General features: G+C 63.6%; 22 protein-coding genes and 1 tRNA gene. 13 read left to right on the plus strand and 10 right to left on the minus strand.

Annotation, left to right across the window (positions count from 1 at the left end):
• Positions 1–66: 66 nt before the first annotated feature.
• The 5 genes from DOM56_RS17470 to DOM56_RS17490 form a co-directional block, all read right to left on the minus strand.
• Positions 67–1008 carry a ribose-phosphate pyrophosphokinase gene (locus DOM56_RS17470; RefSeq protein ID WP_198655830.1) on the minus strand — a complete coding sequence of 314 codons (942 nt, stop codon included), beginning with the start codon at positions 1006–1008 and terminating at the stop codon, positions 67–69.
• Positions 1009–1266: 258 nt separating this feature from the next.
• Positions 1267–1341: transfer RNA gene (locus tag DOM56_RS17475), tRNA-Gln, on the minus strand.
• Positions 1342–1480: 139 nt separating this feature from the next.
• A complete protein-coding gene (gene ispE, locus DOM56_RS17480; RefSeq protein WP_110710311.1) occupies positions 1481–2365 on the minus strand; it encodes a 4-(cytidine 5'-diphospho)-2-C-methyl-D-erythritol kinase in 885 nt (294 codons plus the stop codon).
• A complete protein-coding gene (gene lolB, locus DOM56_RS17485; protein ID WP_110710312.1) occupies positions 2362–3060 on the minus strand; it encodes a lipoprotein insertase outer membrane protein LolB in 699 nt (232 codons plus the stop codon). The genes ispE and lolB overlap by 4 nt, the downstream gene beginning before the upstream one ends.
• Before the next feature lie 112 nt (positions 3061–3172).
• Positions 3173–4891 carry a tetratricopeptide repeat protein gene (locus DOM56_RS17490; RefSeq protein ID WP_110710379.1) on the minus strand — a complete coding sequence of 573 codons (1719 nt, stop codon included), beginning with the start codon at positions 4889–4891 and terminating at the stop codon, positions 3173–3175.
• A gap of 467 nt (positions 4892–5358) precedes the next feature.
• On the opposite strand from DOM56_RS17490, the gene hemA reads away from it, so the two are divergent.
• The 5 genes from hemA (at position 5359) to DOM56_RS17515 (ending at position 10057) form a co-directional block, all read left to right on the plus strand.
• The gene (gene hemA / locus DOM56_RS17495) at positions 5359–6633 is read left to right on the plus strand and encodes a glutamyl-tRNA reductase (RefSeq protein WP_110600244.1); all 1275 of its coding nucleotides are present in this window, start codon (positions 5359–5361) and stop codon (positions 6631–6633) included.
• A 16-nt stretch (positions 6634–6649) separates the two neighbouring features.
• On the plus strand, positions 6650–7735 hold the full coding sequence (prfA, locus tag DOM56_RS17500) for a peptide chain release factor 1 (protein ID WP_110710313.1): 1086 nt from the start codon (positions 6650–6652) through the stop codon (positions 7733–7735).
• Positions 7735–8565 carry a peptide chain release factor N(5)-glutamine methyltransferase gene (gene prmC / locus DOM56_RS17505; RefSeq protein ID WP_110710314.1) on the plus strand — a complete coding sequence of 277 codons (831 nt, stop codon included), beginning with the start codon at positions 7735–7737 and terminating at the stop codon, positions 8563–8565. Before prfA ends, prmC begins: the two co-directional genes overlap by 1 nt.
• Before the next feature lie 193 nt (positions 8566–8758).
• Positions 8759–9259, plus strand: coding sequence for an Lrp/AsnC ligand binding domain-containing protein (locus tag DOM56_RS17510; RefSeq protein WP_110710315.1), 501 nt, complete (start codon positions 8759–8761; stop codon positions 9257–9259).
• A 51-nt stretch (positions 9260–9310) separates the two neighbouring features.
• Entirely contained in the window at positions 9311–10057 is a 747-nt protein-coding gene (locus tag DOM56_RS17515) for a HesA/MoeB/ThiF family protein (protein ID WP_110710316.1), read from the plus strand.
• 1048 nt (positions 10058–11105) lie between these two features.
• Here DOM56_RS17515 and DOM56_RS17525 read toward each other — a convergent pair.
• Together DOM56_RS17525 and DOM56_RS17530 are read right to left on the minus strand one after the other, a co-directional pair.
• Complete coding sequence (locus DOM56_RS17525; RefSeq protein WP_110710318.1) at positions 11106–11654, minus strand: glycine zipper 2TM domain-containing protein; 549 nt, start codon at positions 11652–11654, stop codon at positions 11106–11108.
• Between the two features lie 386 nt (positions 11655–12040).
• Positions 12041–13300, minus strand: a complete 1260-nt coding sequence (locus tag DOM56_RS17530) for a 6-phosphofructokinase (protein ID WP_110710319.1) — start codon at positions 13298–13300, stop codon at positions 12041–12043.
• A 421-nt stretch (positions 13301–13721) separates the two neighbouring features.
• Between DOM56_RS17530 and mpl the strand changes: the two genes are divergently transcribed.
• Positions 13722–15095 carry a UDP-N-acetylmuramate:L-alanyl-gamma-D-glutamyl-meso-diaminopimelate ligase gene (gene mpl, locus DOM56_RS17535; protein WP_110710320.1) on the plus strand — a complete coding sequence of 458 codons (1374 nt, stop codon included), beginning with the start codon at positions 13722–13724 and terminating at the stop codon, positions 15093–15095.
• On the plus strand, positions 15079–15717 hold the full coding sequence (locus tag DOM56_RS17540; protein ID WP_110710321.1) for a flavin prenyltransferase UbiX: 639 nt from the start codon (positions 15079–15081) through the stop codon (positions 15715–15717). The genes mpl and DOM56_RS17540 overlap by 17 nt, the downstream gene beginning before the upstream one ends.
• Before the next feature lie 16 nt (positions 15718–15733).
• Here the strand turns inward: DOM56_RS17540 and DOM56_RS17545 are convergent, their stop codons facing one another.
• The 3 genes from DOM56_RS17545 to DOM56_RS17555 all read right to left on the minus strand — a co-directional run bounded on the left by DOM56_RS17545 (position 15734) and on the right by DOM56_RS17555 (position 18674).
• Positions 15734–17140 carry a bifunctional DedA family/phosphatase PAP2 family protein gene (locus DOM56_RS17545; RefSeq protein ID WP_110710322.1) on the minus strand — a complete coding sequence of 469 codons (1407 nt, stop codon included), beginning with the start codon at positions 17138–17140 and terminating at the stop codon, positions 15734–15736.
• Positions 17137–17976 (minus strand): diguanylate cyclase, encoded by an 840-nt coding sequence (locus DOM56_RS17550; RefSeq protein WP_232822353.1) that lies wholly within the window; start codon positions 17974–17976, stop codon positions 17137–17139. Before DOM56_RS17550 ends, DOM56_RS17545 begins: the two co-directional genes overlap by 4 nt.
• 71 nt (positions 17977–18047) lie before the next feature.
• Positions 18048–18674 (minus strand): hypothetical protein, encoded by a 627-nt coding sequence (locus DOM56_RS17555; protein WP_198655831.1) that lies wholly within the window; start codon positions 18672–18674, stop codon positions 18048–18050.
• 410 nt (positions 18675–19084) lie between these two features.
• On the opposite strand from DOM56_RS17555, the gene DOM56_RS17560 reads away from it, so the two are divergent.
• From DOM56_RS17560 to rodA, 6 genes are all read left to right on the plus strand, one after another.
• Positions 19085–20368, plus strand: a complete 1284-nt coding sequence (locus DOM56_RS17560) for a glutamate-5-semialdehyde dehydrogenase (protein ID WP_110710325.1) — start codon at positions 19085–19087, stop codon at positions 20366–20368.
• 1 nt (position 20369) lies between these two features.
• Positions 20370–21029, plus strand: coding sequence for a nicotinate-nucleotide adenylyltransferase (gene nadD / locus DOM56_RS17565; RefSeq protein ID WP_232822354.1), 660 nt, complete (start codon positions 20370–20372; stop codon positions 21027–21029).
• A gap of 114 nt (positions 21030–21143) precedes the next feature.
• Positions 21144–21521, plus strand: a complete 378-nt coding sequence (rsfS, locus tag DOM56_RS17570; RefSeq protein WP_110600214.1) for a ribosome silencing factor — start codon at positions 21144–21146, stop codon at positions 21519–21521.
• Entirely contained in the window at positions 21518–21985 is a 468-nt protein-coding gene (gene rlmH, locus DOM56_RS17575) for a 23S rRNA (pseudouridine(1915)-N(3))-methyltransferase RlmH (RefSeq protein ID WP_110710327.1), read from the plus strand. The genes rsfS and rlmH overlap by 4 nt, the downstream gene beginning before the upstream one ends.
• A 105-nt stretch (positions 21986–22090) precedes the next feature.
• Entirely contained in the window at positions 22091–23986 is a 1896-nt protein-coding gene (gene mrdA, locus DOM56_RS17580; RefSeq protein WP_110710328.1) for a penicillin-binding protein 2, read from the plus strand.
• Positions 23976–25118, plus strand: coding sequence for a rod shape-determining protein RodA (gene rodA / locus DOM56_RS17585; protein WP_110710329.1), 1143 nt, complete (start codon positions 23976–23978; stop codon positions 25116–25118). Before mrdA ends, rodA begins: the two co-directional genes overlap by 11 nt.
• The last annotated feature ends 33 nt before the right edge of the window (positions 25119–25151 follow it).

The following is a 25151-nucleotide window of genomic DNA, read 5'->3' on the forward strand; positions in this document are numbered from 1 at the left end:
CAGTGGCCCACGTATCCACGCGTGCCTCGCTGTTCGTTTCCGTCCCGTTTCCGGTGTCGGGAAGTATCAGTGAAACATCGCGCTGACGGATTCTTCGTTACTGACACGCCGGATGGCTTCGGCAATCAGGCCGGCGACCGTCAGTTGACGGATCTTGCCGCTGCGACGTGCAGGTTCGGAGAGCGGTATGGTATCGGCAACGACGAGTTCGTCAAGCACCGAGCCACTAATATTGTCCACGGCGGGTCCGGAAAGGATCGGATGCGTGGCGTACGCGACCACACGACGGGCGCCGTGAGCCTTCAGCGCCTCGGCGGCCTTGCACAGGGTGCCGGCGGTATCGACCATGTCGTCGACCACCACGCAGGTGCGGTCCTGAATGTCGCCGATGATGTGCATCACCTGGGCCTGGTTGGCCTGCGGGCGGCGCTTGTCGATGATCGCCAGGTCGACGTTGAGCTGCTTGGCGATGGCGCGAGCACGCACCACACCGCCCACGTCGGGGGAGACCACCACCAGATCGTCGTAGTTCTGGCGCTCGATGTCGTCGAGCAGGATCGGCGAGCCGTAGACGTTGTCCACCGGCACGTCGAAGAAACCCTGGATCTGGTCGGCGTGGAGGTCCATGGTCATGACCCGGTCGACGCCGGCCTTGACCATCATGTCCGCCACGACCTTGGCCGAGATCGGCACGCGAGCGGAGCGCACGCGGCGATCCTGGCGGGCGTAGCCGAAGTAGGGCACCACCGCGGTGATCCGCGTTGCCGAGGCGCGGCGCAGCGCATCGACCATCAGGATCAGTTCCATCAGGTTGTCGTTGGTCGGCGCGCAGGTCGACTGGAGAATAAAGACGTCTTTACCGCGCACGTTTTCGTTGATCTCGACAGCGATTTCGCCATCGCTGAACTGGCCGACCGTGGCATGGCCGAGCCGGTTATCGAGACTCTCGGCTACCTTGGAGGCGAGTCCGACATTGGCGTTACCGGTAAAAACCATCAATTTAGACACGCGCGGCCACCTTTGGGAGCTGTTGAAGGTCAGTAGGGGACATTCGGTTCAAGCCAGGACGGGGGACAAGACTGCCGGTAGCGTACGAGACGAGAGGTTGCCGAAACACCATGCCAGCCCGCTTGCGATGCGGGGCGGCGTCGAAGTCGCGCGTCGAGACGGCAGGGAAAAGAACCGCAACGTCGGTGGGGAAATCGTGTGGGCTGAGCGGCCATCGCGTCCCGGTTTCCGTTTGCAGGCTTGTCGAAATTCAGGAAGTGGCTGGGGTACCAGGATTCGAACCTGGGAATGCTGGTACCAGAAACCAGTGCCTTACCACTTGGCGATACCCCAGCAATCATCGGTCGCGCTCATTATGCGCAAAAGCGCAAACCGTTGGCTAGGTTTGAGGGCAAAACCAGTCGTGAAGTCGTCATTCGTCTGAAAAGACTGGTGAAAACCGCGTAGGTCACCGGTTTCCAGAGCGAAGACGTCACGCTTGGGCCTGACCCAAACCTTCGGCAAGATCCAACGCCTGGTGCAGCGGCGACGGATTGCAACCGCGGGCCTTGAAGGCTTGCCATTCATCCGGGACCTGCTGCAGTACCTGATCGGCCTGCGTTTCGCCGTCCAGCGGACAGAAGACGCAGGCGCCGGTCCCCGTCAGCATCGCGTTGCCGTACTGGCCAAGCCAGTCCAGCGCGCGATCGACCTCGGGATGAAGCGCTCGCACGATGCTCTCGCAGTCGTTGCGCCACACCGCTTCGGGGCCAGCCCCGTCGAGTGCGCGACGCATACTAATGACCGTGCTATCGCGTGTCAAACCGGGGTGGCCGAAAATCGCCGCCGTGGAAATTTCCACGCCAGGATGGAGGATGACGAACCAGGCGGGCTCGAGATCCACGGCACTCAAACGCTCGCCAACGCCCTCCGCCCAGGCGGTGCGGCCCCGCACGAACACCGGAACATCGGCGCCCAGCTCCAGCCCCAGCGTCGCCAGCCGCTCGAGCCCGAGCCCGAGACCCCAGAGGCGGTCGAGCGCCAGTAGCGTGGTGGCGGCGTTGGAGCTGCCGCCTCCCAGTCCGCCACCCATCGGTAGGCGCTTCTCCAGGGTGATGGCCGCGCCCTGCCGACAGCCGGTCTCGCGCTGAAGCCGGCGGGCGGCGCGAACGATCAGGTTGTCCGCTTCGGCGACGCCGGCGAGTGCCGGCGACAAGACGATATCGGTTCCCCGGGGCTGCGTCTCGAACCGCAGCGTGTCGCCGCGATCCAGGATCTGGAACAGCGTCTGCAGCGAGTGATAGCCATCCTCGCGACGCCCGGTGATCCGCAGCAACCGATTGAGCTTGGCCGGCGCGGGCAGCGTCAGCGATCTCATGGCGACCCGTCCGCCGCCGGTTCGGGCGCTTGGTCGCTGCCGCTCCCCGGTTGCCACTGGTTGACCACCAGCGTGGCGCGGATGTCATCGTAGGTCATGATCAGGCGGCTCGGCAGCCACAGCGAATCGGCATAGGTCCAGTCCCGGTAGTGAATGGTCCAGCCATCCTGGCTCAAGGTCTTGGGGAAACCGAGTTCATCATCGCTCTGCTGATGGGGCCGGCCTGGCGCGGGGAGTCCTCGCACCCAGTAGTCCAGCGCCGATATCGGCAGCGACCAACCCAGCTGTTGCTGCATCAGCGCTTCCGGCGAGGACGCCTCGAAGCGACCATCGCCGGTGGTCAGGGTGACGGCACCCCGGCGGCCTTCGAGGACGCTGCGCCCGGCACCGAAGGGGCCGCTGATCAGCATGCGGTAGTGATCGGGCGCCTGGGACCAGTCCAGGTTGGCACTGCGGCTCTCTTCGGCGGTACGTAGCCCGACCTTGCCGACGACCTTCCAGGTATCCAGCGCTGCCAGATCCTGTTGTTGCCGCTGCCAGTCGTCAGGCTGCCGCGGCACGTCCGGGGCCGGGGCCTGTCCGGCGCAGCCGGCCAGCCAGGCTAGCAGAAGCAGTACCCCTAGTGGCTGCCACCAGCGTCGAGACGGGAGCGACAGGTAGCGTGGCTGAGCATTGGCGAAAAGACGTGGAGACATGGCAAATTCCTGTCGGGTGCGGATGATTCCGGCGTGCATATCGGGGCGCATACGATAACAGGGGCGCCAGGTCGTCACGAACTGCGAGTTCGTCCACCTCGCCCCCCGGGGCCTATGGCTGCGGGGCCAGCTGGGGATAGCGGGTCAACAGGGCGTCGATATCCGGATGGACTTCGCTGTCGGCGAGCGCAGATTTCACCAAGGCACGGGCCTCTTGCTGATGGTCGAGTACGACCAGCACTTCGGCGAGATGCGCGGCGACCTCCTGATCGGGTTGCCCGGCGTAGGCGCGGCGCAGATAGCCCAGCGCCTTGCGGGTCTCCCCGCGTTTGAAATATACCCACCCCAGACTGTCGAGGATCGCGGGGCTCTGCGGCTCGAGGGCGTGAGCCCTTTCGATGAGTTCCTGCGCCTCGTCGTAGTTCTCGGTGGTCGTCGCCAGGGTATAGCCCAGGGCGTTGAGCGCAGCGGCGTTGTCCGGGTGCCTGGCAATGAGTTGACGCATCTGGCTCATCATCGTCTCGACGTTGCCGCGTTCGAACTCGCGCATGGCGCGAGTGTAGAGGAGGTCGGCGTCGTCTGGGGCCTGCTCGAGGCTGCTGGCAAGCAGGGCATCTGCCGCCGCTGTCCGATCGACATTGTCGAGAGCCTGCAGGCCGATCTGAGTCAGCGCGACGCGTTGACCGGGGTGGCGCAGAATCTCGATACGCAAGAACTGCTGGGCCTCGTCGGCGCGACCGTTGGCGGTGAGCATACGGGTGGCCAGCGCACGCGAATCGAGGAAACCCGGGCCCACGGGTACCTGGCGGTAGTAAAGAAGGGCGTTTTCGATCTCGCCCTGGGTCTCGGCAATGCTGCCCAGCACCAGATAGGTGGCCGGTGGCGTGTCATCGCGGTCGAGCAGCGGCAGCAGCAACCGGCGGGCGGGTTCGATCGCTCCCGCGTCGAGATAGAGCTGGGCGAGGCCGATACGCAGCGACGGGGTTGCGTTGTGCCGCGCCAACAGTTGATCGATCTGACCTTCGGCGGCGGCGATGTCGCCACTGGCGATCTGGGCCTGGGCCAATGCCAGCAGGAACCGGTCGTCATCGGGGGAGAGCTCCTGGCCACGCCTTGCGGTCGCTGCGGCCTGGGCGTAGTCGCCGGCTTCGAGGGCGATCTGGGATCGGGCCAGCCAGAGCTCGGGTAGCTCGGCGTGTTGCCGTGTCAGGCGTTTCAGACGCTGCTGGGCCTCGTCCACCCGGCCGTCGGCGGCCTCCAGCCGGGCCGTTGCCATCTGGGCATCGGCATCGTCCGGGAAGTTGGTGGTGAAGTCGCGCAACTGCGCAATCAGCGGCGGCAATTCCGCTTGGGACTCCACCATCAGGTCGGCCAGATCGAGCAGTTGGGCGTCTTCCCCCGCCCGGGCGAGTTCCAGCCTGTGCTGCAGGGCCGCCGGCCAGTTGCCGCGATCTATCGCGATCCCCGACAGCAGCTTTTCCGGGGCCGTATCCTCAGGCGCCAGTTGCTGCCAGCGCTCCGCCGTGGCATTCAGCAGCGCCGTGTCGTCGGTATAGCGCGCGGCCAGGGTGGCACGCTCGGCCAGGGGGGCGGAGCGGTAGCGCTCGGCAGCCGCCAGGTAACCCACCGCGGCACGATGAAAATCGCCGCGTTGGCCAGCCATCTCGGAGAGCAGCACCTGGGAGAGACCTTCGGCATCGAAGCCGCTGGAGACCGGCGGTGCCGTCGCTAACGGGTCATCGACAGGCGGCGACACGGAACCGCCCGACAGGCTCTCGCAGCCAGCCAGCAGAACCGCACAGATAGCGGCGGATAACAGACTTTTAGGCATGCGGTCCTCGAGATCGATCAGTCGGTCCAGCATAGCGGCTGGCGGGCCGGGGTCAATCGCGGAGAGAGCCAACGCGGGCCTGATTCATTGCCTGCTAAGCGTCTTCCGGTTGTGCTAAAATGGCGCCGCTTCGCTCGACGGGTGACACATAGGCCTGCCCCTTGGGGCTGCGCGTCGCGTCCGCCCAGGCTTCGTTGGGTGACGGGATAAGGAAGCGACTCTTATCGGCGTCCCGCGCCTTGCCTGAACGCACTCGACGCAGCAACGCGCCTCGCGGCCTATAGTGTGAACGGTCCCCGGTGGGGGCCCGCCGTCGGCTGGCATGTCTCGGCGTCTTGGCCACTGGCCGGTCGCGAACATTGGTGGGGCGTCTGACGACCTGACATCCGTCGCGTTCCATCCCGGCGCGCCGCATGATGTACGAAGGGGCGAGGGCCGGGTCCACGCAAGAAAGTGACCGTGATTTCATGACGCTGCTAGCACTGGGTATCAATCATAGGACGGCCGCGGTCGACATGCGCGAGCGTGTCGCCTTCTCGCCGGCACAGCTCGAGTCCGCGCTGGCGCAGCTGCGGGCTCTGCCCGACGTGCGCGAGGCGGCAGTGCTCTCCACCTGCAACCGGACCGAGTTGTACTGCATCACCGTAGCCGAAGGTGAGCGTCAATTGCTGGAGTGGTTGGGGGCATTCCACGGCATGCCGGCCGAGGAGTTGCTGAACTGCGCCTATCACTATCACGAGGGCGAGGCCGCGAAACATCTGATGCGGGTGGCGGCCGGGCTAGACTCGATGGTGCTGGGCGAGCCGCAGATTCTCGGCCAGCTCAAGGATGCCTATCAGATCGCGCGTCAGCATGCGGGACTCGGCAGCGAGCTGGAGCGTCTTTTCCAGCATACGTTCTCCATCGCCAAGCAGGTCCGAAGCGAGACTTCGATCGGCGAAAACCCGGTTTCGGTCGCTTACGCGGCGGTCAGCCTGGCCAGCCGGATCTTCGACGATTTCAGTCGCGCCCGCGCTCTGTTGATCGGCGCCGGGGAGACGGTCGAGTTGGTCGCGCGCCATCTTCGCGAGGCGGGCATCATGGGGCTGACCGTCGCCAATCGCACCCTGGCACGAGCCCAGGCGCTGGCCGACGACTGCGGTGGACGGGCGATCGAGCTCAGTGCCATCCCGCAGGCGCTGGAGCAGGCGGACATCGTGATCGCATCCACGGCCAGCGAACTGCCGATCCTCGGCAAGGGCATGGTCGAGCGCGCGCTCAAGGTGCGCCGTCACCGGCCTATCTTCATGGTCGACATCGCGGTTCCGCGGGACATCGAACCCGAGGTAGGCGATCTCGACGATGTCTTCCTTTATAGCGTCGACGATCTGCAGCAGGTGATCGCCGAAAATCGCCGTCATCGCGAGGTCGCCGCGCGTCAGGCCGAGGCACTGATCGACAGTGGCGTCGAGCACTGGCTGCATCAGCGCCGGGTTCGCGGCGCCGGGGACCTGATTCGGCGTTATCGTCAGCACGGCGAGGCGCTCAGGCGCGACTCCGAAGCGGAGGCGCTGGCGCAACTGGCGCGCGGCGAGGATCCCGAAACGGTGATCAAGCGACTCTCGCACCAGTTGGCCAACAAATTGATGCATGGCCCGACGCTGCGCCTGCGCGAAGCATCGGGTCAGTCACGTCACGATATCATCCAGGCGGCCGATAACCTGCTCATCGAGGGGCCCGCCAAGACACAGGACTCGGTATGACAATACAGGAATGGGCATGAAAGCGTCTTTGCGCGAACGACTCGACGCCTTCCAGGACCGCTTCGAGGAGCTGTCCGCGCTGCTTTCCGAGCCCGAGGTGATCGCCGATCAACCGCGCTTCCGGGACTACTCTCGCGAGTATGCCGAGCTCGAGCCACTGGTCGGGGCCTGGCTCGCCTATCGCCGCACGGAAGGTGACATCGAGGCGGCCGACCAGATGCGCCAGGACAGCGATCCGGAGATGCGCGAGATGGCCGAGGAGGAGTGGCGTTCGTCCCGAGCGGAACTCGAGGAGCTGGAGGAGGAGGTCAAGCGCCTGCTGGTGCCCAAGGACCCGGATGACGACAGCAACGTCTTCCTGGAAGTTCGCGCGGGCACCGGTGGCGACGAAGCCGCGCTGTTTGCCGGCGATCTGTTTCGGATGTATTCCCGTTATGCCGAGCGCCAGGGCTGGAAGGTCGAGGTGGTCAGTGCCAGCCATGGCGAGCAGGGCGGCTACAAGGAGATCATCGCGCGGGTCAAGGGCGATAACGTCTACGCGTCCTTGAAGTTCGAGTCCGGTGCGCACCGGGTACAGCGCGTCCCGGCCACGGAATCCCAGGGGCGTATCCACACCTCCGCTTGTACCGTCGCGGTCATGCCCGAGGCGAGCGAGGTCGGTGATGTCGATATCAACACCAACGATCTCCGCGTCGATACGTTCCGCTCCAGCGGTGCCGGCGGCCAGCACGTCAACACCACGGACTCCGCCATCCGCATCACCCATCTGCCGACCGGGCTGGTGGTCGAGTGTCAGGAGGAGCGCAGCCAGCACAAGAACCGGGCCAAGGCGATGTCGCTACTGGCGGCGCGACTCAAGCAGGCCGCGGTGGACTCGCAGCGCCAGCAGCAGGCCGATACCCGACGCTCGCTGGTGGGGTCGGGCGATCGCAGCGAGCGGATCCGAACCTACAACTTTCCCCAGGGGCGGCTCACCGACCACCGGATCAACCTGACGATCTACAAGCTGGGTGAAGTCGTTGCCGGCGATCTCGACGAAGTGATCAGACCGCTGGTCAACGAGTACCAGGCCGATCAACTGGCGGCCCTGCAGGGCGAGTGATGACGATCGACGAGGCCCTGCGCGAGGCGGCGGCGCAACTGGTGGTATCACCCACGGCGCGGCTCGACGCCGAGGTGCTGCTGGCCCATGTCTGCGCCGCCAACCGGACCTGGCTCTATACCTGGGGCGATCGTGAGCTGACGTCGGCGCAGCGGGAAGCGTTCCAGGCCCTGATCGCCCGGCGGGAGGAGGGGGAGCCGGTGGCCTATCTGGTCGGATCGCGCGAGTTCTGGGGGCTGAGTCTCGAGACGTCGCCGGCGACGCTGATCCCCAGGCCGGATACCGAGTGTCTCGTCGAGGTGGCGCTCGAGGCGGCATCGACGCCCGCCGGCGAGCTGCTCGATCTGGGCACCGGTACCGGCGCCATCGCACTGGCCTTTGCCAGTGAACGGCGTGACTGGCAGGTGACCGGCGTCGATCTCTCGGCCGATGCGGTGACGCTGGCGCGGCGCAATGGCCAACGGCTAGCGATAGCCAACGCCCGCTTTCTCCAGAGCGACTGGTTTTCCGCGCTTTCGGGACATCGCTTCGACCTGATTCTCTCCAACCCGCCTTATATCGCGGAAGACGATCCGCATCTGCAGCTCGATGACGTCCGTTTCGAGCCACGCTCGGCACTGGTAGCGGAGGCTGCGGGGATGTCGGATCTGGCCTGGCTGGTCGAGCATGCGCCGGACTACTTGCGCCCGGCGGGGTGGCTGTGGGTCGAGCATGGTCATCGCCAGGCGGGCACGGTGCGAAAGGCGCTGCTTGATCGCGGTTTCCGCGGTGTCGCGTCGCGGCGCGACCTGGCCGGCCACGAGCGGGTGAGCGGCGGCCAGTGGGGTTGACTCGAAGTGCCGGCGTTGGCCGTCAGCGTTGAACGAGGGTGACCGGGCTCGCTGGAGGTTTGTAACGCCTCTGTGATAGTAATAACGCCCCCGTGAGCGGCAGCGAGACCGCGAGTCGTGATGTGGCGCTTCGCTGTCGACCGCGTGTTTTCAGGGAACCCTTCTCATCCATCGGCTTGGAACAATTACACCAATGAAAGCCAAATCTCGAACTCTCGATCGGATCGATCTCAACATACTGCGTTGCCTGCAGGACAATGCCCGTATTTCCTACGTGGATCTGGCGTCGCAGGTGGGTCTGTCGACCACACCCTGCCTGGAGCGGGTCAAGCGCCTCGAGCGTTCCGGTATCATCCGGGGGTACAAGGCCATTCTCGATCCTCGGGCCCTGCGTGCCAACCTGCTGGTATTCGTCGAGATCAGCCTCAACACGCAGTCTCCATCGGTATTCGACGAGTTTCGCAAGGCGGTCGCCAAGCTGCCGCAGATCCAGGAGTGCCATCTGGTCTCCGGACAGTTCGACTACATTCTCAAATGCCGTATTCCCGAAATGTCTGCCTATCGACAACTGCTGGGCGACGTGGTGCTGACGTTGCCCGGCGTCAAGGAGTCCAAGAGCTACGTGGTCATGGAAGAGGTCAAGGAGGAGTTGGCGTTGCCGATTCCCGACTGCCTGCCGGAAGACGACCGATGATGCGTGGCTAGGGCTGGCCGATAACGGCAGCTTTCGTGACCAGGAAAGTTCATGAACGACGAAGCACTATTACGCTACAGCCGTCACATCATGCTCGACGAGATCGACATCGTGGGGCAGGAGCGTTTGCTGACCTCCCGCGTGTTGATCATCGGTGCCGGTGGATTGGGATCTCCCGCGGCCCTCTACCTGGCGGGAGCTGGCGTGGGTTGTCTGAGCATTGCCGATGACGACATCGTCGAGCTGTCCAACCTGCAGCGTCAGGTTGCCCACACGGAAGGGCGCCTGGGGCAGTCCAAGGCGTGCTCGGCGGCGGAAGCGGCGCGGGGCCTGAACTCGGCATGTGACGTACGAGCTCTGGAAGCACGTCTCGTCGGAGAGGCGTTGATGGCGGAAGTCGCCCTGGCCGATGTCGTGCTGGACTGCACCGACCGATTCTCCAGTCGCTTCGACATCAATCGTGCCTGCGTCGAGAGCGGGACGCCGCTGGTGAGCGGTGCGGCCATTCGCTTTTCCGGCCAGTTGGCTGTCTTTGATCCTCGGCAGCGCCAATCGCCGTGCTACGCCTGCCTCTACGGTGAGCAAGGCGACGATGAGGCGCTCACCTGTGCCGAGAGCGGGGTGATTTCACCACTGGTCGGCTTGATCGGCAGCTTCCAGGCACTGGAGGCGATGAAATTGATCACGGGGGCGGGGCGGCCTCACCAGGGGCTGTCCACATTCAACGCGCTGGAAGGCGAGTGGCGTCATTTCGCGCTGCCCAGAGATCCTGCCTGTCCGGTGTGCGGCAACCGCTAGATATACCTGGCATTGCGAAGGGGCGGCGATGGTTCACGGTGACCTGCCGGCGATAGGCAGCGGCGAGATGAGTCGGCCTTTGCCAACGACGTGAACCTTGATGACTGTGCCGCGCATTCAACCGGGTGCGGATAGGGTCGGGACGCCTGCACGGCAACACTAAAGTCGACGAAAAATCCGTCTTCTCTCTCCCATGATATCCTGATAACCTAATATCCATAGTAGTTGACCGGGGGTTATGTCTACCATATGTTGATTTCCGGCGTGCAAAAACCAGCATCATGATTTGGTGAATTGAGGCAAGCGCACCTGGTGTGCGTGCCCGGAGGTTCATGGTCGCGATACCGCGATCTTTGGCCCCGCCGGCTCCATCGTAGCGATCGAGCCGGCGGGGCATTTTTTTGTCCATTAGTGCGATAAAACGCCCGCTGATCATTTCCCTCTTCCCCCGCTTTACGATTTCCGCTCCAGGTCGATCTCAAGATTTTGATATCTATGCCGATATCCAGATTCAGTGCGGCTTTTTTTAGCCAGTCGGCACTTATGTAACCATCAGGAAGTAGCACTTTTTAAGCACTTTTCTTAATCTGGGTTAATTAATCCAAAGCGTAATGTGGGGCAAACTAACTTTAATTAATCTACGGTCGAACACTGCTCAGCCGCATTGAGGTTGCCGGGCTGTATCATAGGCGGATATTCGGTAAGGCCATGAAATTGACGATGAGGGATCTTCAGCACGTTCAGCAACGGGCAAAAAATGCGCCGCGCAAGGGTACCCTGGCTTACCACGCTCAGATTTCCGGGATACCGTTGGGGACATTGAAAACTCGGGTCAAGAAGCTCGTCGACAGGGGCGTCGACAGAGAGCGTGCCATCGAGATCGCGCTAAGTCAGCCCATCGGGCCCCAGGGGCGACCGAGAAACCCCACGCACCGCTAGACCCATTGCTCGCCTGACTGATCGCGCGGGGCACGGTGAAATGGCGAAAGCCCCCGAGGCGTCATCAGGGGCTTCAAGGCGAAAGCGAGAGACGGTGATGATTGGCTCGTTACGAGGATCGAGCGTCATCATTCCATTGCGGATTGCCGTCACGCATCAGGACCCGGTCTCCATCGGGCTTGTCGTCCAGCTTGGCTTCATGCACCTCGCCATCATAGCGATACCGGACATCGTAGCCCACGGTCTCGTCCTTGCTATCATTGACAGTACTACAGCGCTGTTCGGTGGTCTGATAGGTGTCGCCCTGTTGCATCTGCTGCTGGACCTGGTTTCCGGCCACGCCGCCACCGACGGCACCCGCCGCGGTCATGATCTTCTTGCCACTACCGCCCCCGAACTGATTACCCACGACGCCACCAACGATGGCACCGATAGCGGTACCGGCGATGCGGTTTTCGTCTTTCGCCGGACGCTGGTGGGTCACCGTGACGTTCTTGCACACTTCGCGTGGTGTATCGGTGGTCTGTACGATCGGTTCGACGCTGACGATCTCAGCGTACCGAGGCCCGCTTTCCGAGGATTGATAGGAGCCGACGGCGATCCCTCCGGCAATACCCAGTGCGGCAATGACGCCACCAATGATGATCGGTTTGTTCATGACCTTGCTCCTCTCTGTGCTCTCCGCAGTGCCGAACTGTTAGGCGTTCGATGCGGCAGTCTACGCAACTCTTGTGATGTCCCTATCGTTTGCCGATTGGCATGATCTTCGGAGAGCGCCACTCCATGACCGCTTCCGTAGATCGGATGATTATAGTCTCGAAACATACGAAGATCGCCGGATCGAAGGGTTTTTGAACACTGTTTTCATTTTGGCGATGGGGTGTCGCCAAATGGGGACAATCCCGGGTGGCGAGCGTCAGGTCAAGCGGCTGAAGGTGCGAGGCGATTTTTTCGCGAGGGTTGAAGAGGGCGGGACAAGAGGCAGGGAGGAAAGGGGGAATCCGTCGGCGCCGGTGCCGGCGCCGATCTGGATACCGATAGGGTTTACAGTTCGAACTGGTCCAGTTTGCGGTCGACTCTGGCCTTCTTGAGTTTGGCGACCTTGGGTAGACCATTCTCGAACGGGGGAAAGTCCTCGCCCAGAATCAGCGGCGCGAGATAGCGGCGGCCAGCTTCGCTGATATAGAGGCCATCCTCGCTGATGTATTCCCGCGGCATGAACTTCTCGTGATTGGCGATCTCCGCCAGCGGGGCCGGTTCGATCTTCCATTCGTAGGGGGTATCGGAGACACGCTTGATGGCGGGCATCATCGAGTTCTGGCCTGCCAGCGCGAGTTCGACGGCGGCTTCGCCCACGGCGTAAGCCTGGTCGACATCGGTCTTGGAGGCGATGTGGCGCGCGGCCCGCTGCAGGTAATCGGCCACCGCCCAGTGGTACTTGTGGCCGAGATCTTCCTTGACCATCGAGGCCAGGGTGGGGGCGACTCCGCCGAGCTGCTTGTGGCCGAAGGCATCGGTGCTGCCCGAGTCGGTAAGGAAGGTTCCGTCGGCGTACTGGGCGCCTTCGGACACCACGAGCACGCAAAAGCCGTGAGACTTGACCGCTTCGTCGATGCGCGCCATGACCTTCTCCCGGTCGAACGCTATTTCCGGAAAGATGATCAGGTGCGGCGCTTGCTGCGGGGACTCTCCGGAGAGGGCGCCGGCGGCAGCGATCCAGCCGGCATGTCGTCCCATCACCTCGAGGATGAAGACCTTGGTGGACGTCGAGCACATCGACTCGATGTCGAGTGCCGCTTCGCGCGTCGAAGTGGCGACGTACTTGGCGACACTGCCGAAGCCGGGGGAGTTGTCGGTGATGGGGAGATCATTGTCGACGGTCTTGGGAACGTGGATAGCCGTCAACGGGTAGCCCATCGTCTCCGAGAGCTGGGAGACCTTGAGACAGGTATCGGCGCTGTCGCCCCCGCCGTTGTAGAAGAAGTAGCGGATGTCGTGGGCCTTGAAGACCTCGATCAGGCGCTCGTACTCGGCGCGGTGCGTCTCGATGGACTTGAGCTTGTAGCGACAGGAGCCGAACGCGCCGCCGGGCGTGTGGCGTAGTGCCGAGATCGCTTCCTCGCTCTCCTGGTTGGTATCGATCAGGTCTTCCAGAAGCGCGCCGATGATGCCGTTGTGCCCCGCGTAGAGATGACCGATGCGATCCGAGTGACGACGGCAGGCTTCGATCACCCCGCAGGCGCTGGCGTTGATGACGGCAGTGACGCCACCGGACTGGGCGTAGAACGCATTGTGCTTGGCCATATCGGCTCTCATCTCCTGAGGTTCGGTTGTGCTGATCTCACGTCGTCGGCCCGGTTTGCTCGGTCGCATCCCCGTGCGGACTTCGATGACGGTCTCGCGCTGGCAATGATCGACCTCGAATCATCACGAGAGGATGAAACTGGCGGGCCAATCGAATGACACCTCCCTGTCGAGGGCCGGGGGCACGAAAGCGGGCCCAGCATAGCCGAAAGGCGAATGCCTGTTAATACGAGGCGAGATTGAGGGACACGATCAATTTTCTGCGACTGAGGGATGAGTGGGGGACCAGTTTGGCTGATCGACCGAGTTGACTTGCCGGCTGGGCCGGGCAGGCAGTGACGGCCGCGTCGCCGGAGGGCGTCCAGTGGTCCGCCCCGGGAGGCCATGCTAGGCTCGCCGGTTAATGTGAGGGAGAGTTCGAATGCACATTCATGTAGTAGGGGTCTGCGGGACTTTCATGGGGAGTCTGGCACGCCTGGCCAAGATGCTGGGGCATCGGGTAACGGGGTCGGACGCCAACGTCTATCCGCCGATGAGCCTCCAGCTTCAGGAAATGGGCGTCGAACTGACGGAAGGCTATGATGCCGAGAACCTGCAGCCGGCACCTGACCTGGTCATCGTCGGTAACGCGCTCTCCCGGGGCAATCCGGAGATCGAGGCGCTGCTGAACGCCAAGCTGCCCTATGTCTCCGGGCCGCAGTGGCTGGCGGAGCAAGTCCTGCCGGGGCGTCGGGTCCTGGCAGTGGCCGGGACGCATGGCAAGACGACGACTGCCAGCCTGCTGGCCTGGATACTGGAATGCGCCGGCCTCGAGCCAGGCTTTCTGATTGGAGGCGTACTTCGCAACTTCGGCCTCTCCGCTCGTCTCGGCGGGGCCGGTGCACCGTTCATCGTCGAAGCGGACGAGTACGACACGGCCTTTTTCGACAAGCGCTCGAAGTTCGTCCACTACCGGCCGGATGTCGCCATTCTCAACAATCTGGAGTTCGACCATGCCGATATCTTCCCCGACCTGGCAGCCATCGAGCGACAGTTCCACCACTTCGTACGCACTGTGCCGGGTAACGGCTCGCTACTGGTCGCCGATGACGAACCCGCCCTGGAGCGAGTATTGAGCCAGGGATGCTGGACACCGGTTCAACGCTTCGGCCGACTGCCCGCGAGCGAGTGGCGACTGCTGCCGGATCCGGACGACAGCCGCGTCTTCACCGTGGTTTCGGGAGGCGAAAGTCATGTCGTCCGCTGGGGAATTAGTGGCCGGCACAATGCCGCCAACGCCGTGGCCGCCCTGGCCGCAGCCAGTTGCCTGGGCGTCACCCTGGCCGATGGCTGTCGAGCGCTGGCGACATTCGCCGCGCCCCGCCGACGTCAGGAGATCCGCGGCGAGGCGGGCGGAATCCAGGTTCTCGATGACTTCGCCCACCATCCCTCGGCCATCGCGTTGACGCTCGAGGGGTTGGACCAGGACCGGCATGGGGGCCGGTTGCTGGCAGTGATCGAGCCACGCTCCAACACCATGCGTCTGGGGGGCATGAAAGCACGTCTGGCCGATAGCGTATCGCGGGCCGACAGCGTCTGGTGGTATCAGCCCCCCGGGCTCGACTGGTCGCTGGCGGAAGTGGTGGCCGGGCAGGGAGCCAGTCGCGTCGAGACCGATCTCGATGCGCTCGTCGCCGACGTCGTCGCACAGGCGGTATCCGGTGATCGGATCGTGGTCATGTCGAACGGTGGATTCGGTGGCATCCACGACAAGTTGTTGCAGGCATTGGAGGTACGCCATGGCCGTTCGCGATGAGGCGATTTCCGTGAAGCCGTATCGGGCACCGATCGCTGTCGCGCTCACCGGTGCGTCCGGCGTCCAGTATGGGCTACGCCTGATCGAGTGCCTCATCGCCGCCGAGCATGAGGTCTACGTGATGGTCTCCAAGGCCGCTCATCGTGTGATCGCCGTCGAGACCGAGATCGAACTGCCGGCCCAGCCGGACCGGCTGGCGCGGGACCTGACCACGAGATTCGGTGCCGGGGAGGGGCAGGTGCGCTGCTTCGGTCGCGAGGACTGGATGGCGCCGGTGGCGTCCGGTTCCGGAGAGTGGCAGGCACTGGTCGTCTGCCCTTGTTCGACCGGCACCCTGTCCGCGGTGGCCTGTGGCGCCAGCAACAATCTGATCGAACGTGCCGCCGATGTGGCGCTGAAGGAGCGGCGAAAGCTGATCCTGGTTCCCAGAGAAACGCCGCTATCGGCCGTCCATCTCGACAACATGCTGAAGCTGACCAACATGGGTGGCGTGATACTGCCGGCCGCTCCCGGTTTCTATCATCGCCCGGACAGCGTCCAGGCGATGATCGATTTCGTCGTGGCACGCATTCTCAACCAGTTGGGTGTGCCCCAGACGCTGATGCCGCGCTGGGGCGATTGAGCAAGCACGAAAGGCGTTAGACGGGGGCGAAGAGGACGACGCGAAGGACCTCCAGTGTCAGCGAGGCCGCACAGAGCCAGGGCCAGGGAGGCATGTCGCGGTCTGGCCGCTGAAAATGCTGATAGCTGATGCGCGTCAGGGCGCAGACGATCAGCCCCAGCAGGGCGCCGCCGATCAAGTCGCTGGCCCAGTGAACACCAATCACCAGCCGGGACAGGGCCATGGGGACGCACGCGACAATACCCAGCCAATAGGCATACCCGCGATAGCGCTGCGGTATCACCTGGGCCGCAAAAGCGGCCGTCAGTCCCACCACGACCACGATCGTCGAGGTGTGGGCGCTGGGGTAGGACATCGATCCCGTCAGGTAATCCGGTGTATCCGGGCGGGCTCGCCCCGCCAGGGATTTGAACACCGTGTTGACGGTGGCGACGAGAATCAGGGCACCGGCGATATGCAGCAACGCGGCGAAGCGCCTTGCCAGCAGTAGCCACAAGAGCCAGGGCGCCATCAGGACCCCGATGCCCAGTGCATCGCCCACCTTGGCCAGGACCTCGCTGGTTCCGACGAGCCAGTTGCGCTGCAGCAGGCTGGCCAGGGAATGAATCTGCTGGTCCATCGGCAGCGGGCCACTGTGCATCAGGACCCAGGTGGTCCAGACGATCAAGGCGATCAGGCTGGTCGCGAGTAACGACAACGAGGCCAGCGGAAACTCGTTGGCTGGGGATGGCGAGCACAGCGCATGCCAGCCTCTGGAGAGTCGTGGGCTGCGCGCCATGCGTTTCTCCAGCCAGCCGTGCAGACGGCCCTCCCCACTGAGCTGATATCGAATCCACGAGAACAGCAGCGCCAGCACCAGCAGCGAAACGGACAGCGTCAGCAGCCACCGTTCGGCACCGGGAGGCAACTGCATCAACTCCTCCCACGAGCGGCCGAGCAGGTAGCCGGGTAGCAGGTAGACCGGCGCCCACGCTATCGCGGAGACCAGGTTGACGAGGGTGAAGCGTTTCGTCGGCATCGCCAGCATGCCGGCGATCATGGGAATGAAAGGGCGGACCGGCCCGAGAAAACGGCCAACGATGACTGACAGGATGCCGTAGCGCTGAAAGAATTCGTGGCCTCGTGCCAGCCACTGGGGATGGCTCGATAGCGGCCACCAGTACGGAATACGGTCGCGCTGCGTACGGCCCAGCCAGAAACTCAGGTTGTCGCCGGCGAACGCGCCCAGGATACCGACGATCAGAACCGACCACAGCGGAACGTCGTCATGCCCGGCGATCGAGGCTGCCGCACCCAGCAGTACCACGCCAGGGACGACGATACCGACGACCGCGAGTGACTCGACCAAGGCCACTACGAAGATGATGAGCAGCAGCAGTTCCGGTGGGGGGGCGAGAGAGTAGAGCCAGTGAGTAAAGTTCAAGCTTGCGGCTCCAGCAGTTTGTTGGCGGCAGTTTCCAGGCGTTGCGAAAAGCGGTCGGCGCTCTCCTGAGCGCGCAGTGTGCAGACACGGCTGAAACTTTCCAGGGATCCGATCTCCGGATGTGCGACCGACGTCACGGCATTCGAGAGCCGCTTGGCGGCTGCCACGGCCCCCGCCTCGCCAGCGTTGGGCAAAATGAGCCAGAAGACATTGGCATGATGTTCACCGAGCAGATCGCTCTGGCGGCTGTTGTCGGAAATCACTTCGCTGAAACTCGCCGACAGTATCTCGCGCATGTGGCCACCGAACTGGTCGCCGGCCTGGTCCAGTTGTGGAATGTAGAGCACCAGCACGCTCAGTGGTCGGTCGAGCGCGGACGCCCTTGCCACCTCCATATCGAGACTCCTGGAGATGAACTCTCCAGCGGGCTGCGTGTCATCTCGCCATGGCCTCAGCGTGAACCGCAGGGCGCGCGTACCGCCAGGCAGCAGCGTCAGGGCCGCCGCCGCAAGAGAGAACCACCAGCCGAACATCAGATTGATGGCCGTCATGTGCGCATCGCCGAGCAGCAACAGCCATAGTGGTACCAGAAGCAGCGTCAGGAGCAGGGCCGGCAAGGGGGGCAGCAGCAGATAGCCGAGCGTGATCGATAGTCCCAGCCACAACATGGGGTTATGGCTGCCCGGGGCCTCCAGAGCGCAAAGAATCAAGCCGCCGACCAGCAGGATATGGTCGGTGACAGCAGGACGCAGACGGCCCAGGTATTGCAGCGGCACAGAGATCAGCAGCGCGATGGCCATCAATGTGGGCGGGAGTATCAGATCGTAGTGGCGCATCAAATGTTCCCACACGGCAAGACCCAGCAATAGCGCCAGCGTGAGAAGATGGGCGATCAACTTGTATCGGCTCAATGCCAAGGCTGCACCTCCGGAACCGCAGCGGATCGTTTGCCATGGTAACTCGCGAAGCGATCCCCGATCTCCGTCAAGGGCGTCGACCACACCTCTTTGTGCGGTGCAATCGCATATCGCAACTGCTGACGTCGCTGGCGAGCCGATTCCGGATCGGAGGCTACCAGAATGACGGCAATACCGTAGTCATTGAGTCGGTAGGCGCGTTCGTAGAGCGCCAGTGTTTCCTGAAGGCGGCGGGACAGGGTCGCCATGTCAGCCGCCGTCGAGCGAGCACAGCCGAAAACCACCACTTCCGCTTGTAACGCCTCGCGCTCGGCTCGCTTCAGTTCTCGCTGAATGTCGCCATCCAGCTGGGCAACCGGGAGCAGCCAGCTCGACGTGGCGTGCGCCGGTGTCGCCGTGGGGCTCGTCCGACGCTCCAGGCAGTGCAGCCAGGCGATGGCCAGCGACAGGCCGGCAACGATGGCGGTGGGTAGCGGCAGGGTCCATCCGATGTAGACGAGGCTCAAGCCATAGATCAGCCCGCTGAGCGCGGGCCCAGGCTTGCCTGACATCCCCAGCAGGCACAGCGGCAGTATCCACAACCAGATGTGACTGCTGGGCTGGAGGGTGGCAAGCATGGCGACGCTCGACACGACGATTGCAACGGGAACCCAGCGAGAGAGGCGAGAGGGGCCAATCATCAGCACCGCAAACGCGATGCTGCTGCCCCAGGCCGCCACCGTTATGGCGCCTTCCGCCAGCCAGCCCGTGAGCAGAGCGAGCAGCAACAGAAGCGACAGTAGGATTCGTGAGCCGAGGCTTTTGTACTTGCTTTGCATGGTGGCTTATATTGGACCGATTGCGAATGGCTTGCTCGATTCGTCTCTCACTATCGCACGTGCCGAGAACAGCCGTATAGCGTCAATTGCGATCAAGGACAAAGCCTTATCGTCCGTTCGATGCCAAGCTTCGCGGCCGGTCGAGACGCTCTCGATGCGACGCCGAGCGTCGTTCGTTGCGGGCTACCACTGACAAGAGATAGTACACCATGCAGCAGACTACGACCCATCGGGTCGAGGATATCGCCCAATATATGCAGGACCTGGGGCGGCAGGCTCGCATTGCGAGTGCCGCATTGAGGCGTGTCGACAGCGGTCGGAAAAACGCCGCGCTCGAGGCCATTGCGGCGCGCCTGGATGGCGCCAGGCCGGCGTTGGCGGCGGCCAACCGGGATGACTTGGCCCGTGGTCGCGAGAACGGTTTGAGCGATGCGCTGCTCGATCGTCTGGCACTGACCCCCGACCGGATCGATGCCATGATCCTCGGCGTCCGTCAGGTCGCTGCGCTTGCCGACCCGGTGGGTCAGATAGATGGCTTGAGCTATCGGCCGAGCGGAATCCAAGTCGGGCAGATGCGAGTCCCGCTGGGCGTGGTCGGCATCATCTACGAGTCCCGTCCCAATGTGACCGTAGAGGCGGCGAGCCTGTGCCTGAAGTCGGGGAATGCCTGCATTCTCCGCGGCGGCTCCGAAGCGGCGTCCAGCAATGCGACCATCGCCGAGTGCATAAGCGATGGCCTGGCGGATGCCGGCCTGCCCGCCGCCACCGTGCAGGTCGTCGCGACGACGGATCGCGCGGCAGTGGGAGAGCTGATCACCATGCCCCAGTTCGTGGACGTCATCGTGCCGCGTGGAGGCAAGTCGTTGATCGCTCGCGTTGCCGGCGAGGCGACGGTGCCGGTCATCAAGCACCTCGATGGCGTCTGCCACGTCTATATCGATGCCAGCGCGGACCTGGACAAGGCGGTGGCGATCGCGGACAACGCCAAGACCCAGCGCTACTCTCCCTGCAACACCATGGAGACGCTGCTCGTCCACGCCGATATCGCGGGTCAGGTGCTACCGCGGGTGGCGGCCATCTATCGCGACAAGAACGTGGAAATGCGTGGTTGCCCGCGCACCCAGGAGTGGGTCGGCGATGCCTTGGCGGCAACCCCCGAGGACTGGGCGACGGAGTATCTGGCACCGATCATCTCCATCCGGGTGGTGGACGATTTCGATCAGGCCGTCGATCACATCAACACCCATGGATCCCAGCATACCGACGCCATCGTGACCGAGAACCTGACCCTCGCCAGGCGGTTCCTCGGCGAGGTGGACTCGAGTTCGGTGATCGTCAATGCCTCGACGCGCTTCGCCGACGGCTTCGAATACGGGCTGGGAGCGGAGATCGGCATTTCCACCAACAAGCTTCATGCCCGAGGTCCTGTCGGTCTCGAAGGCCTGACCACGCGAAAATACGTCGTCTTCGGTGACGGCCATGTGCGGAGCTGACATGCCGGGCTCCTCGATTCCGCGAATCGCGATGCTGGGCGGGACGTTCGACCCGGTTCACGTAGGGCATCTACGTAGTGCCGTCGAGCTGGGAGAGGCGCTGGCGCTGGATGCGGTGCACATGATTCCGGCCCATGTCCCCCCGCATCGCAAGGCACCGGGTATTTCCGCCGAGCACCGCCTGGCGATGCTGAAAGCCGGTATCGGCGACACGCCGGGACTGGTGGCCGACGATCGGGAAGTGCGGCGTCCGGGGCACTCCTACTCCATCGATACGCTGATGTCGCTGCGCGAGGAGTGGGGCGAGCAGGCGCGACTGATCATGGCTGTGGGTCACGATGCGTTTCTAGGGCTCCCGGAATGGCACCAACGGGATCGGTTGTTGTCACTGGCGCACATCGTGGTGATCGACCGGCCCGACTACGAAGCTCCGCTGGAACCGGCATTGGCGTCGCTGATCGAGGGTCGAGAGGTCTCGACGGTGGAGTCGATGATGGCCGCCCCCGGCGGGCACCTGCTGCGGCTGCGGCTGCCGAGCCGCATGGCCATTGCCGCCACCGAGGTACGGTGGCGTCTGCAGCAGGGGCTCAGCGTGCGCTATCTGATTCCCGAAGCGGTGGAGCGCTATATCGCCAGTCATGCCCTCTATCGCCATTCATGAGCGATATCGAGAGGAGGGGACTGGCGTTAATGGCCTATCCGCGTAAAATGCGCGACTCCCGGATCCCGGGGGTCGCGATTCCTTTCTCCGGAAGGGGTTATATGACGAGGAGCTATGCAGACAGATACGCTTAAATCATTGGTGGTGGACGCGCTCGAGGAGCTGAAGGCGCGCGATGTCGTCGAGCTGGACGTGGCTGAATTGACCAGCGTCACCGATGTCATGGTCGTCGCCAGCGGCACGTCCTCGCGGCACGTTTCCGCGCTGGCGGACAACGTGATCGAGAAAGCCAAGGAGGCCGGCCTTCGCCCGTTGGGCGTGGAGGGACAACAGAGCGGAGAGTGGGTGCTGGTGGACCTGGGTGATGTGATCGCACATGTGATGATGCCCGAGACCCGGCAGCTCTACGATCTCGAGCGTCTCTGGGCCGACCTGCCCGCCGACTCCCGGCGAGCCACCGGTGATTCGGACCGACAAGAGTTGCGGGGATGAAAATCCGGCTGTTGGCGGTCGGCTCGCGCATGCCGGCATGGGTCGAGGCCGGTGTCGATGAGTACCGCAAGCGAATGCCGCGGGAGATGCCGTTCGAGATCGTCGAGATTCCAGCCGGTTCCCGTGGCAAGAACGCCGACGTGGCGCGGGCCATCCAGACCGAAGGCGACCGGATGCTGGAAAAGCTGAGAGATCAGGAACGTATCGTGGCGCTCGAGGTCAAAGGAGCGGCCTGGACCACAGAGCAGCTTTCCCGACAGTTGGATGCCTGGCGCCTGGAAGGGCAGGACATCGCCCTGGTGGTCGGCGGCCCGGATGGTCTCGATCCAAGGGTCGTGACCCGCGCTCGACACTCCTGGTCGCTGTCCGCACTGACGTTACCGCATCCGCTGGTGCGGGTCGTGCTGGCAGAGCAGCTCTATCGCGCCTGGACATTGCTCACAGGGCACCCGTACCACCGTTGAGTCAGAGAGTCAGTCGCTTGTTTCCATTCGATACCGCCGACAGCGACGCCGTTGGACGCCTTGCCCGCGCCGGGGCTTACCTTGCCCTGAGCCGCCATTCTCGTCATGCGTAAGCGCCGCGCGAACGTCAAGAATCACGAGCAGGAAGTTCGTGTCTTCCGCAACCGCTCGCTGGTCGCCGCGCTGGTCATCGTGCTGATGGCCGGGGCACTGGTTTCCCGCCTGTTCTACCTGCAGGTCATCGAGCACGACGTCTTCATCACCCGCTCCGACAACAACCGCATGCGGGTCGAGCCGCTGCCTCCCCGACGCGGTCTGATCTACGACCGGAACGGCAAGTTGCTGGCGGAAAACCGGCCAACCTACAACCTCACCATCGTGCGCGAACGTGTCGATGATCTCGATACCACGCTGCAGCGGCTGATCGATATTCTCGATCTGCCCGAGGACGAGGTGGCAACCTTTCGCGAACGCTCCCGGCAGCGTCAGCGGCCTTACCAGCCGGCGCTCCTGATGAGCGACCTCACCGAGGACCAGATCGCGCGCCTGGCGGTAAACCGGTACCTGCTTACCGGCGTCGAGGTCGAGGCTCAGCTGATGCGCTACTACCCCGATCCCATCGTGATGTCGCATGTGCTGGGCTATGTCGGGAGAATCAACGAGGAGGAGCTGGCCGACCTGGACTCGGGAAATTACGCCGGCACCCACTTCATCGGCAAGACCGGTGTCGAGTACACCTACGAGGATCAGCTTCACGGCAAGGCGGGTCTTCGCAAGGTCGAGACCAACGCCCGGGGAAGAGTTCTGCGGGAGCTGGATCGGGACCCGCCGGTACCCGGGAAGGACATCACGCTGACCATCGACAGCCGTCTTCAGCATATGGCGTACGACCTGCTGGATGGTCGACGTGGCGCCATCGTTGCGATTCAGCCCAAGACCGGCGACATCCTGGCGATGGTTTCCGCACCGGGTTTCGATATCAACAAGTTCGTCACCGGCATCTCCTACGACGACTACCGGGCGCTGCAGGAGAATCTCGATCTGCCCCTGTATAACCGGGCGGTTCGGGGCCAGTATCCCCCCGGCTCCACGGTCAAGCCTTTCGAGGCCCTGGCGGCGTTGCAGGATGGAGTGGTCAAGCCCAATGACGTCATCTACGACCCGGGCTATTTCCAGTTGCCCAACGATACGCGGCGCTATCATAACTGGCTGCGCTGGGGTCATGGGCGTGTCGATCTCGAGCGGGCGCTGGAGGTCTCCAACAACACCTACTTCTACACCATGGCTTACCGGCTGGGCATCGATCGCCTCTCCGCGTTCATGCACCAGTTCGGCTTCGGCGAGATAACATCGCTGGATGTGCAGGGCGCGTCAGCAGGGCTGATGCCATCCCGCGAATGGAAACGCGAGAAATACAACCAGGTCTGGTATCCCGGCGAGACGCTCTCCGCGGGCATCGGCCAGGGGTATTTCATGGCCACGCCGCTTCAACTGGCCGCGGCCACTGCGACGCTGGCCAACCATGGCCACTGGGTCCGGCCGCATCTGGCCAAGGAGATCGGTGACCAAGCCATCCAGCCGCCTTTCGCCGGCACCAAGCCGGATGTCCAGGTCGACCAGGCCCGCTGGTGGCAGGACGTCTACAAGGGCATGGAAGCGGTACTCCACGGGTCCGAGGGCACGGCTCGCAAGGCGGGAGCCGGCCTGAAGTACCAGATGGCGGCCAAGACCGGCACCGCTCAGGTATTCTCGTTGGGGCAGAATCAGAAGTACGACGCCGATGAATTGACGGAGCGACTCCGCGATCACGCGCTGTTCATCGGCTTTGCGCCGGTGGAGGACCCGCAGATCGCGATCGCGGTCATCGTCGAGAACGCCGGTGGCGGTGTCTCCGGCCTGGGCCGTGAATTGACCGACGCCTGGCTGTTGCCGGATGGACAGCTGAAAGACTGGCCCGACACCACGGTCAACGAAGAAGTCGAGAGTATCGATGGCGATTGATTTCCAGCGCGTGGCACCGCGAACGCAACGCGCCCGAGTCGGGCGCAAGCGCTCGATATGGTTGCGCATTCATCTCGATCCCTGGCTGCTGTCGATTCTGGTGCTGCTGATCTCTTTTGGTCTGGTAGTACTCTACAGCGCCAGCGGCATGTCGTTTTCGACGACGATGGCCCAGGCTTCGCGCATGGGAGTCGCGCTGCTCGGGGCGATCGCCATCGCCCAGTTTTCGCCCGTCACGCTGTTTCGGTGGACGCCGGTCGCCTATGGCGCGGGGCTGTTGATGCTGGTCGCCGTCGAGATCATGGGGGATATCGGCATGGGAGCCCAGCGCTGGCTGGAGGTCGGCCCCTTGCGCTTCCAGCCCTCGGAATTGATGAAGATCGCCATGCCGATGATGCTGGCCGCCTACCTCCATCGGCGACCTCTGCCGCCGACATGGCGCGATCTTCTGGTCTGCGGGGTGATCGTCGGTGTCCCGGTGCTGCTGATCGCGCGCCAGCCCGATCTGGGGACCTCGTTGCTGGTCACCTGTGCTGCCGTCTTCGTGATCCTGCTGGCGGGGCTTTCCTGGAAGTTCATCCTGACGCTGGTGGCCATGGCCGGGGGCGCGATGCCGCTACTGTGGATCAACATGCATGACTACCAGCGGCAGCGGGTGTTGACCTTTCTCAACCCGGAGAGCGATCCACTGGGCGCCGGCTGGAACATCATCCAGTCCAAGACGGCGATCGGCAGCGGGGGACTGGAAGGGAAAGGCTGGGGGCTGGGGACGCAGTCTCAGCTCGAGTTTCTGCCCGAGCGCCATACCGACTTCATCGTCGCCGTACTCGGGGAGGAGTTCGGGCTGATCGGCATGTGCACCATCCTGATCCTCTACCTTCTGCTGGTCTCGCGAGGCCTGGTGATGGCCAACAATGCCCAGGATACCTATGGACGCTTGCTGGCCGGCAGCATCGTGCTGACGTTCTTCATCTATGTGTTCGTCAATATCGGCATGGTCAGCGGCATCCTGCCGGTGGTCGGGGTGCCGCTGCCGCTGGTCAGCTACGGCGGGACCTCCAGCGTGACCTTGATGGCCGGGTTCGGTATTCTCATGTCGATTCATACGCACCGGCGGCTGTTGACACACTGACGCTGGGCAAGCCGCAATCAGGGAGCAAGTCAC

Source organism: Salinicola sp. CR57 (assembly GCF_003206585.1).
Classification (GTDB): Bacteria; Pseudomonadota; Gammaproteobacteria; order Pseudomonadales; family Halomonadaceae; genus Salinicola; species Salinicola lusitanus.